2 rRNA genes are annotated in these 3,264 nt (G+C 48.1%); both read right to left on the bottom strand.

What is annotated here, in order from left to right:
* Nucleotides 1-19 precede the first annotated feature (19 nt).
* A 5S ribosomal RNA gene (rrf, locus tag ACMAYX_RS15565) occupies nucleotides 20-136 on the bottom strand.
* A gap of 114 nt (nucleotides 137-250) precedes the next feature.
* Nucleotides 251-3,175: ribosomal RNA gene (locus ACMAYX_RS15560) — 23S ribosomal RNA — on the bottom strand.
* Nucleotides 3,176-3,264: the final 89 nt, after the last annotated feature.

Genomic DNA, 3,264 nt, shown 5'->3' with positions numbered 1-3,264 from the left:
GATCTGGCTTTTTATATAGAAGGTGCATCTTCCTAGTCTCACACCAAGTGACCCTGGCACTACCTTCGGCGCAAGCGGGCTTAACTGCTGAGTTCGGGATGGTATCAGGTGTTTCCCCGCCGCTATCGACACACCAAAAATTTAATTCTTGGTATATTTAATTCTTTTTTTCGACCTTTGCAAGTCTATTAAGCGATATTTTCACACTTAAAAAACAATATCAAATAGAAGTGAACTTAAAAGTAAAAGTTAAATAAAGCAAAAAGACTAATTAGTATCGCTCAGCTCAACACATTACTGCGCTTACACATGCGACCTATCAAGCTCGTAGTCTACAAGCTGTCTTATAGAAATCTTATCTTATGATGGGCTTCCCACTTAGATGCTTTCAGCGGTTATCCCTTCCGAACTTAGCTACTCGGCAATGCAACTGGCGTCACAACCGATACACCATAGGTTCGTCCAACCCGGTCCTCTCGTACTAAGGTCAGATTCACTCAAATTTCTTACGCCCACGGAGGATAGAGACCGAACTGTCTCACGACGTTCTGAACCCAGCTCGCGTACCGCTTTAATAGACGAACAGTCTAACCCTTGGGACCTGCTCCAGCCCCAGGATGCGATGAGCCGACATCGAGGTGCCAAACCTCCCCGTCGATGTGAACTCTTGGGGGAGATCAGCCTGTTATCCCCGGAGTACCTTTTATCCGTTGAGCGATGGCCCTTCCACTCGGAACCACCGGATCACTAACACCGTCTTTCGACCCTGCTCCACTTGTTTGTGTTGCAGTCAAGCTCCCTTATGCGTTTACACTCTACAGCCGGTTTCCATGCGGCCTGAGGGAACCTTTGTGCGCCTCCGTTACTCTTTAGGAGGCGACCGCCCCAGTCAAACTGCCCACCAGACATTGTCCCCCCACCGGATTACGATGGTAGGTTAGGATTTCAAATAGCAAAGGGTGGTATTTCAAGGATGCCTAATCGTACGCCGGAACGCACGCCTCAACAGCTCCCACCTATCCTACGCATTACTATTCAAAAGCCAATGTCAAGCTACAGTAAAGGTTCACGGGGTCTTTTCGTCCTTCCGCGGGTAGCGCGTATCTTCACGCGCACTCCAATTTCGCTGGGCCTCTTGTTGAGACAGTGGGGAAGTCGTTACGCCATTCGTGCAGGTCGGAACTTACCCGACTAGGAATTTCGCTACCTTAGGACCGTTATAGTTACGGCCGCCGTTTACTCGGGCTTCGATTCAAAGCTTCTCCTAATGGATAACCTCTCCTCTTAACCTTCGAGCACCGGGCAGGCGTCAGACCCTATACGTCCACTTGCGTGTTTGCAGAGTCCTATGTTTTTGATAAACAGTCGCTACCCCCTTTTCACTGCGGCCCCCGTCAGCTACATCGGCAAGCGATGTCACCAGCAGGGGCGAGCCTTATCCCGAAGTTACGGCTCCAATTTGCAGAGTTCCTTAACAAGAGTTCTCCCAAGCGCCTGAGGATTCTCTCCTCATCTACCTGTGTCGGTTTACGGTACGGATTGATTATATTCTTCATACGAAGCTTTTCTGGGAAGCAGAGGATCACAAACTTCGGGCAAGCCCTCGTCATCACGCCTCAGCCTTCACGTGTTGCGGATTTGCCTACAACACAGCCTACACGCTTAAACCCACATCCAACAGTGGGATTTGCTACCTTTCTCCGTCACTCCTCATGTCAAACGAATATAACCAAGTACAGGAATATTAACCTGTTACCCATCGATTACGCCTTTCGGCCTCACCTTAGGATCCGACTAACCCTGGGCGGAGTCACCTGGCCCAGGAACCCTTAGATTTTCGGCGGGAGTGATTCTCACACTCCTTATCGCTACTCATGCCATCATCAGCTCTTGTGGGATCTCCAGCGCTCCTCGCGGTACGCCTTCATCGATAAACACAATGCTCTTCTACCAATGAACAAAGTTCATTCCATAGCTTCGGTACGTATCTTTAGCCCCGTTACATTTTCGGCGCAGAACCACTAGTCCAGTGAGCTATTACGCTTTCTTTAAAGGGTGGCTGCTTCTAAGCCAACCTCCTGGATGTCACAGTAGTTCCACAACCTTTCCCACTTAGACACGATTTAGGGACCTTAGCTGATGGTCAGGGCTCTTACCCTTTCGACTACGGACCTTAGCATCCGCAGTCTCACTGCCTGATATTACTTAACGGTATTCTGAGTTTGATATGGTTTGGTAAGCTGGTGAGCCCCCTAGCCAATTCAGTGCTGTACCCCCGTCAGTATTCGTCAGACGCTGCACCTAAATGCATTTCGAAGAGAACCAGCTATCACGGAATTTGATTGGCCTTTCACCCCTATCCACAAGTCATCCCAACAGTTTTCAACCTATATGGGTTCGGTCCTCCACAAGGTGTTACCCTCGCTTCAACCTGCTCATGGATAGCTCATCCCGTTTCGGGTCTACGACCTGCTACTATTCGCCCTATTAAGACTCGGTTTCCCTACGGCTACACCTTCAACGGCTTAACCTTGCAACAAATCGTAACTCGATGGCTCATAATGCAAAAGGTACGTGGTCATGCCTTACAATAGCACTTCCACCGATTGTAAGTATATGGTTTCAAGTTCTATTTCACTCCCCTCATCGGGGTTCTTTTCATCTTTCCCTCACGGTACTTGTTCACTATCGGTCAGTAAGTAGTATTTAGCCTTGGAAGGTGGTCCTCCCAGATTCAGACAAAATTTCACGTGTTCCGTCCTACTCAGGATACTGCTAGCGCTTTTCAACTTTCGGATACGAGGCTTTCACTCTCTTTGGCGGGACTTCCCAGACCCTTCTCCTAACATCAAAGCTACACGTTGCAGTCCTACAACCCCGCTAAGTAAACTTAACGGTTTGGGCTAGTTCGCGTTCGCTCGCCGCTACTTGCGAAATCTCAATTGATTTCTCTTCCTCGAGGTACTTAGATGTTTCAGTTCCCTCGGTTAACTCCAGAATGGCTACTTTACTCACCAAACGGTTCCTGCTGTTTCCAACAGGAGGGTTCCCCCATTCAGAAATTCCCGGATCAAAGCCTGCTTGACGGCTCCCCGAGACATATCGCTGTCTAACATACGTCTTTCATCGTCTCTTACTGCCAAGATATCCACCATATACCCTTAGTAGCTTTATCTAACCAACTAAAAGTTTGTATAATTAATATACTTGTCTTGTATTACTTTTAAGTTCTCGTCTTCTATCTGATACTGTTATTTAAATGTT

The organism is Halobacteriovorax sp. RT-2-3 (assembly GCF_047085075.1).
Classification (GTDB): domain Bacteria; phylum Bdellovibrionota; class Bacteriovoracia; order Bacteriovoracales; family Bacteriovoracaceae; genus Halobacteriovorax_A.
The sequence above is the reverse complement of the archived record's forward strand: the minus strand, read 5'-3'. Positions and strand labels throughout refer to the sequence as shown.